The 7,706-nt window shown below is 38.6% G+C and carries 4 protein-coding genes; all 4 read left to right on the plus strand.

The annotated features are described in order from the left end of the window. Positions 1 to 7: 7 nt before the first annotated feature. The 4 genes from AAA923_RS09195 (at position 8) to AAA923_RS09210 (ending at position 7,524) form a co-directional block, all read left to right on the plus strand. Positions 8 to 2,569 (plus strand): YhgE/Pip family protein, encoded by a 2,562-nt coding sequence (locus AAA923_RS09195; RefSeq protein ID WP_338216556.1) that lies wholly within the window; start codon positions 8 to 10, stop codon positions 2,567 to 2,569. 389 nt (positions 2,570 to 2,958) lie between these two features. Further along, positions 2,959 to 5,277, plus strand: a complete 2,319-nt coding sequence (locus AAA923_RS09200; RefSeq protein ID WP_338216558.1) for a SpaA isopeptide-forming pilin-related protein — start codon at positions 2,959 to 2,961, stop codon at positions 5,275 to 5,277. A gap of 685 nt (positions 5,278 to 5,962) precedes the next feature. Then, positions 5,963 to 6,403, plus strand: a complete 441-nt coding sequence (locus AAA923_RS09205; protein WP_338216560.1) for a hypothetical protein — start codon at positions 5,963 to 5,965, stop codon at positions 6,401 to 6,403. Between the two features lie 176 nt (positions 6,404 to 6,579). Beyond that, on the plus strand, positions 6,580 to 7,524 hold the full coding sequence (locus AAA923_RS09210; RefSeq protein ID WP_338216562.1) for a sugar-binding transcriptional regulator: 945 nt from the start codon (positions 6,580 to 6,582) through the stop codon (positions 7,522 to 7,524). Positions 7,525 to 7,706 lie beyond the last annotated feature (182 nt).

Here is a 7,706-nt window from a genome sequence, read left to right on the forward strand (position 1 = left end):
GATTAATATGATTAAAGCAGAATGGAAATATATATTAAAACATAAACTTATGATTATTGTTTTCGCGGTCATGATTTTTATCCCCTCTATCTACTCAGTCACTTTTCTGAAGTCAATGTGGAATCCTTATGGTGAGTTGCAAGACCTCCCAGTGGCAGTGATTAATCATGATCAAAGTGTTACTTATCAAGGCAATAAATTAGCGGTCGGCAAGAATCTGACTAAGAGCCTTAGTAAATCCAAAGCTATGGACTTTCACATTTTAAGTTCTACTGCCACTGCTGACAAAGGTTTGACAAATGGTAAGTATTACATGGTCATTACCATCCCCAAAGACTTCTCCAAAAATGCGACAACACTACTCAATAAGCATCCCGAGAAAATGGTTTTACATTACGAAACAAGCGCCGGTCACAATTTTACAGCATCTAAAATGACTGCTTCCGCCGCTCAAAAAGTTGCTCAATCAGTTTCTGAACAAGTGACTAAGACGTATTCAAAAACAATGTTTAACTCCATCAAGCAACTATCTAACGGTATGGACATTGCCGCAACTGGTAGTCAGAAATTAACTGCTGGTGGCATTAAGGTTGAAGGTGCAGATAAACAGATAACTTCTGGCTTGAAGACTTTGGCTAAAAGATCCCTAACCTTTTCTAATGGCGCTAATACCTTTAATCAAGGTTTGAATCAATACGTGACCAGTGTTAACCAAGCTGAATCTGGTTCCAGAAATTTGAGTAACAGTCTTAACCAACTTGATAACAAATCGTCTGCTCTTGTAAATGGTCTCGGACAATTATCAACTGGTGGAAAAACTCTATCATCTGGTTTACAAAACTACACGGATGGCGTCAGCTCAATCAATTCGTCAGTTGGAACTTTAAATTCTGGAGCCCAAGCTCTAAGTTCCGGCACTGATAAGTTATCAAGTAGTTCCAATGATTTGAATTTTGGATTAACACAGCTCCATTCTGCCAGCCAAAATCTAACGGACAATTTACAAAAAGTCAGTTCTGGTTTGACTGATAACACCACACAACTCAACAGCTCGATTACCACTATGAAAAATCAGCTGGCAACTACTAATTCTGACCAAGCAATTAAATTAAAAAGTGATTTGACTAATTTACAACAGGCTATTAACAACCAATCTAGTACAGACGTCACAACTAAAATTTCTCAAGTAGCGGATCAACAAGGGCTAACCACAGTACAAAAGAACGCCATTTTAGCTGCCGTTACTGATTCCAATACCGATAGTTTAACTAAAGCCGCCGACAATTTAACTTCCGATGTTAATCAATTAATGACGACTCAAGCTGCAACAATTACCCAACTGAACGACACACAACATTCCTTAACTGAAACGCAAGATAACTTATCCACCGTTATTGCACAACTAGCTGCCAGTTCAAGTCAACTGACAGACAAACTTAGTACTACCGCAACTGGCATGTCACAGCTCAACAGTGGTATCGGTCAGATTGACAGTAACACGAATAAGCTAGTCCAAGGAACCACAGCTTTAAACACAGGTACTAACCAACTTGCTGGTAAAAATTCAGCTTTACTAAATGGAACTAATATTTTGAATAATGGCTTGAATGAAATGAATTCACAGGCACCCACTTTGGCTTCCGGTATCAATCAACTAGACAACGGCGCCAATACTTTAACAACAGGCATTACTAAACTTGCCACGAATGGAAAGCAGCTAACGAACGGTTCCATCCTGCTAGCTAATGGTGCTAATCAAATATCTGACGGTTCGCAAACTTTATCCACTGGTTCTGCACAGATGGGTTCAGGTATCAATAAAATTACTAATGGTAATCAGACAATCGCTCAACAACTTGCCACTGGAGCTAAAAAATCCAATCTCAAATCAACTAACCTGACTTACAATCAATTAGCCCAGCCTGCCACAACTAAGCACAAGGAACGTGACAAAGCTCCTAACAACGGAACCGGCATGGCACCCTACATGTTGTCTGTCTCACTTTTCGTCGGTGCATTAGCTTTCAACCTAATGTTCGATATTTACACACCAAGAAAGTTTCCAAGAACTGGCATCGCATGGTGGGCTAGCAAATCAACCGTTACTGGCATATTCGTTGTTGGCGAAGCTACTGCAGCATTCGTCCTCTTGCATTTAATCGATGACTTGAAACCAGTACAGGCAGGTGCAACGTTCATCGTCCTACTTTTAACCGGCTTGATGTTCATGTCCATCATCTACTGGCTCAATCTATTTCTTGGCAAAGTTGGATCATTTTTCAGCATGATTCTCCTAGTATTTCAATTAGGTGGTTCAGCAGGAACGTATCCAATTCAACTATCAAATAGATTTTTCCAAACAATCCATCCCTACCTACCAATGAGTTACAGCGTGGATGCATTGAGACAAACATTGATGATTGGCGATTCAGCCAAGCCTGAGATGTTAGTATTACTTTCAATCACAGCCGTCTTCTCGTTATTAAGTATTTCCTTCTTTATTCGTAGAAAATCCAGTATCAATGAAATCGACTTTACACCAGAAGCCGCTGAACACTCACTTGTATAACTACTACAATGTGTATGAAACTTGTTTTAGATACGGTATCGTTTAGGCCCCAAAGGCTCAAAATTAGCAGATGATTTGTCTGCTAACTTTGAGCCTTTTTAATTGCAAATCTAAAATTGGTACATATTAAAAATACTATCAAATCAATATTAAAATTTAATTGGGCTATTTATTTTACTTACCTTAATATGGAGTCATATACTCTAACCGTAATAATGAATAAACATATTACACCCTAAATATTGGAAGCCTAAAAATTTTAATTAATAGACTCTAGCCTCCGAGTAGCAATAATGTAGCTGCTGTTAAAGCTGACTACATTATTGCCACTCAGAGGCGGTTTTCAATATTTAGAAAATTTACTCCATTATTAACTGGAGGTCTGAAAGATGAAATTAATTAAGAGAGAATTTTTAGCTACAACATTAGTGGCTATCTCTATTCTTGGTTTATTCATTGCCTTGATGCTTCTACTATCCCCCGGTACGCAAACTGTTCAAGCTGCTACGACCTCACCGCCAACTACAACTAAAACAATTTCGCCACCAAAGACAGTTACTCAAGCGGCAACTATTACGCCAAAAGCCGAATTGACCGTAGATGGTTTAACCGGCAACGACGCTACAATTACTGACATGAATGGCAATGTTATCAAACCATCTGATAATTTATACGCCTGGTTAAACTTCGACATTAAATATAACTGGAGTATTCCAGACGGCGTTCCAATTGATGCAGGTGACACTGTAACATTTGAATTACCTAGTGGTATCACAACACCTGGTGATCTAGCATTTCCAATTTACGACTCTAACGGTGTTGAAATTGGTACTGCTACACTCAAGGCCGGTGCTAAAACAGGTACAATCACTTTTAACAGCGCCCTTGAGGAAACTTCTGCTAACCGTCACGGTACTTTATCTTTAGTAGCTAAAGGTACTAATACCGGCGATAACAACGAAGGTAACAATTGGATGTTTAACAAAAACGGTTGGATTGCTGGATTTACTTCCAAATTGGCCCCTAACGAATTAACTTGGAATATAGCTTTCAACCCTAATGAACACAAACTAACAAATGTCGTTATTACCGATACGCTCAGTCCTGGACAAGAATATATCCCCGGTTCATTATCAGCTACCGGTGGATCATTTGGTCCTAACGGTTTTATCAGTGGTGGTTTTCAACTTTCTCCTGATGTAAAAGTCGAAGGAAATCAATTGATTATTACATTCCCTGGTGAAATAAACTCTGCCGTCGAAATTTATTACCGTTCTAAAGTAACTAGCGCCAACCCTAACGGTCCAACAACTTGGACTAACCACGCTACAATGGGTTCCAGCGAAGGTAACTATTCCGTTGACTCATCAACTTCTTGGGGTGGTTCTGGTACCGGTGGTGGTGAACAAAAAGATGGTTCAATCACAATCACTAAAACTGATGCCGTTACTAACCAAGCACTAGCTGGTGCCGAATATGAATTAAAGGATGCTCGTGGTAAAGTTTTAATTTCTAACGCTACGACTGATGAAAATGGTCAAGTAATCATTAGAGATTTACCTTACGGTACTTACACTTTACTTGAAGTTAGAGCTCCTGATGGCTATAAACTAAATGCCAAAGAACATGTATTTACCATTCCAACCAATGGTTCTATTAACCTAGTAGCTAATGATAAAGATGCCGCCGTAACTGGTAGCGTTGTTTTAAAGAAACTCGATTCTGATTCTAAAGATACAATTGCCGGAGCTGTTTTCGATTTACTCGACAAGAATGGCAATATCATCAAACAAGGTATGGTTACTGATGGCAATGGTGAAATTGCTGTCGAGGACTTACCTGCTGGCGAATATTCATTTGTTGAAACTCAACCAGCTGCTGGATATGAATTGAATACAACTCCAATTGAATTTACTGTTGTTGCCGGTCAAACAACACCAGTTCAGTTGGAAAAATTCAACGTTGCAACAACTGTCGTTTCTAACACAGGTACCGTTGTTTTAACAAAAGTTGACGCCACATTGAAAGAACTTTTGCCTGGTGCCGTCTTCGATCTATTAGATAGCAATGGTCAAGTTCTCCAAAGCGGTCTAACTACTAACGCTGAAGGTCAAATCGTTATCTCTAACCTTGAGGCTGGCGACTATTCATTCGTTGAAACTGCTGCCCCCGATGGCTATGAACTCGATGAGACACCTATTAAATTCACCGTTACAAAAGATAATACTAATACTTTGGAAGCTATAGACAAGGAGATCGAAAGCCCTGATGTCGACCACCCAGGAGAACCCGAAAATCCTGAGAACCCTGAAGAACCTGAACCTCCTGTCACTAACCCTGAAGAACCTGGCAACCCTGGCGGAACAAAGCCTCCTGTTACTAACCCTGAAGAACCTGGTAAACCTGAAAAGCCCGAGATTCCTGGCGTAACTACACCTCCTATTTATCCAGAAGTACCTGTTACACCTGAAGTTCCCGGCAATGAAAATGATGAAGGTCAGGTAACTATTCCTGGTACACCTGGTATCACCACCCCTGCACCCGGCCCAAGCGTCACCTATCCTTCAACCGGTAGCAATACTGGATCAGGCTATGGCAAGAACAAGTTCCCACAGACTGGTAATGAAAATGGTTTATTAATGATGATGGCTGGTTTCTTTATCGCTTTGTTTGTTCTACTAAAGCATCTGATTAAGAAATTGAATTAGGAAAATCCTCTGATAAATTTGAAATTATCAGGGGATTTTTTGTTTTGCCGTCTCCAGAGCTGAGCATTATTCAACGCGTGTGCTGATTGACAACTTATTATAAACATTTGCATCACTTATATTTCGGTATCCAACACGGACTGAATATAAAAATATTTGAATACTACTACATACGCATGGTGCTAGTTGATAACTTACAACAAATATTTTATAGTTTAAAATTGCTTAAATACTTTTACATTCAACTTAATAACGATTAATTAATCGGAAGAGCTGGGAAATATTTGTGTGCCGTGGTAGTGGTATAAGTACGGAAGGAATCTTCCGTACTTATACCACCGGACGTGTTTGGAGACTTGACGAACTGTGTCAAGGCTTCAAACCGAGGGTCGAGACCGTTCTTTGGCTCGGACCGTTCCGCACAGCTTGTGAATATTTCCCAGCTCTGGAGACGGCATATTTAACTAGCACCACACGTTACTACATTCAATTTATAACAATTAACTGGTCGGAATAGATAGGAATATTTTTTTGCCTAAGACATGTACACAATGGCTACACAACATACACGACTTTAGAAATCTAATAAGTTATGATATTTTTTGATAACAGGATATTAATAAATTCTAGTTATCAAAAAATAAAATCATTTACTGACACAGACATCTAAGGAGATAATACACACATGAAATTACTTCAAAAGAGTCTTTTGTTCGCATCATTAGTAGCATTAGGTTCGGGTGTCGCAAGTATTCCTGCTCTTACCACCGGTAATGGTATCGCTCAAGCAGCCACGACCACAACGACAAAGAATCTAACCGCCGATGGATTCTATTATCGTGTATCTAAAGATCGATTAGTTAAAGCTAGCGATGTTCAAATTTTAACCAAAGATGATCAAACTGATTCAAGCATGATTGAGACAGACACTCCCAACGATTTTCGCCTAGAAGTTACAGTCAACAAGGCAGATTTATACAACCTCAAAGGTGAAAAAGTTTCCGACCATTTAACAAAAGGAACGGTCTGCACAATCGGCAACGAAGATGAATTTACTCAAAGTACGTATTACAAAGCATCTTCAAAGAGCAAATTGGTTCAATTAAACGACAGTAGCTGGCTTTAAAAAAGTATGGTAATCCACAAACGGTTACCATGCTTTTTTGTTTGTCCATTTTTAAATGAATAATATTCGCTAAATGCAAAAATTAATTTTGCAATAAATGAGTATTCAAATTCACTAGTCTTTGAAATTGAAATCGGTTACTAAATAGGGTAACTTATATAGAAAGGAGATTCGTCATGTCTCAAGAAGAAAGCACTTCATTACTAGTAGATTTGGCTCAAGACTATTATTTAAACCATTTAAACTTGGGTGACATTTCGAAAAAATACAACATTAGCCGTTATAAAATATCAAAATATTTGTCCGAAGCAATTGACAAAAAAATAGTTACTATAAATATTAGTTCGCCCTTTTCCCGAAGTTCTGACTTAGAAAGTAAACTCCGGATGAATTTTCCACATCATAATTTCTATATCTTAAAAAATACTGAAGATATTGCGCACCAAAACGATCGATTTTATTCCTTCGCTGCCAAATATCTACAAGATTTGATTGATGGTAAGAAAACTATTGGTTTGACTTGGGGTGACACAATTTATCACGTGATCGATTCATTTCAAACAACTGCCAGAGATAACGCTATTTTCACACAATTTATTGGCGAAAACGGCAAACGTAACTCTCTAGCTGGAACAATGCCAATGGTTCAAAAAGCTGCAACAAGTTACAATGGCAAATATTACACTATTGATGCCCCGCTCTACATCCTCAATGCGAACGTTAGAAATCTGTTAGCTCAAGAACCTGCCATTCAACCAACACTGGCCACCGCTGAAGGATTGGATTTAATTTTTACCAGTGTTGGCACATTGGATTCAGTCAACAGTATCGGATCATGGAAGAAAAGTCGCGAGATTCTCTTTCCAAATGTTAATCCTGAGAATATCGCTGCAATGGTATATGGTCGCCCAATCGACAAATCGGGCAAATTATTAGTTAACGAGAAAGATGATAAAGTCTTTGGTCTCAGTCTCAAGCAGATTTTGAAAGTTCCTGTGCGTGTAACAATCGTCAATGACAAATTCAAATCATCGGCATTATGCGCAACGTTGAGAGGTAATTATTTCACCGATGTTATCTTGAATGAACCAACTGCCAATAAATTATTAGCTGAATTGTAAACCGAAAAGAGAGTCAATAATCTATCCAAGATTACTGACTCTCTTTATTTTATTCGGTTCTATACTTTCTGGTATTGATGAATAATCAATACCAGTTTTTTTATGTCTTTTTCTAAGCAAAACAAAAGAACATTACTGTTCTCATGTTAGGATTTAAGCGACCAAACCCAATCCAAGGAGAG

The sequence above is a fragment of the Companilactobacillus muriivasis genome (assembly GCF_036246245.1).
GTDB lineage: Bacteria > Bacillota > Bacilli > Lactobacillales > Lactobacillaceae > Companilactobacillus > Companilactobacillus muriivasis.

Bases quoted from the DNA above. Each gene is read 5' to 3' on its own strand.
- AAA923_RS09195 (WP_338216556.1), top strand. From the start codon at position 8: ATGATTAAAGCAGAATGGAAATATATATTAAAACATAAACTTATGATT.
- AAA923_RS09200 (WP_338216558.1), top strand. From the start codon at position 2,959: ATGAAATTAATTAAGAGAGAATTTTTAGCTACAACATTAGTGGCTATC.
- AAA923_RS09205 (WP_338216560.1), top strand. From the start codon at position 5,963: ATGAAATTACTTCAAAAGAGTCTTTTGTTCGCATCATTAGTAGCATTA.
- AAA923_RS09210 (WP_338216562.1), top strand. From the start codon at position 6,580: ATGTCTCAAGAAGAAAGCACTTCATTACTAGTAGATTTGGCTCAAGAC.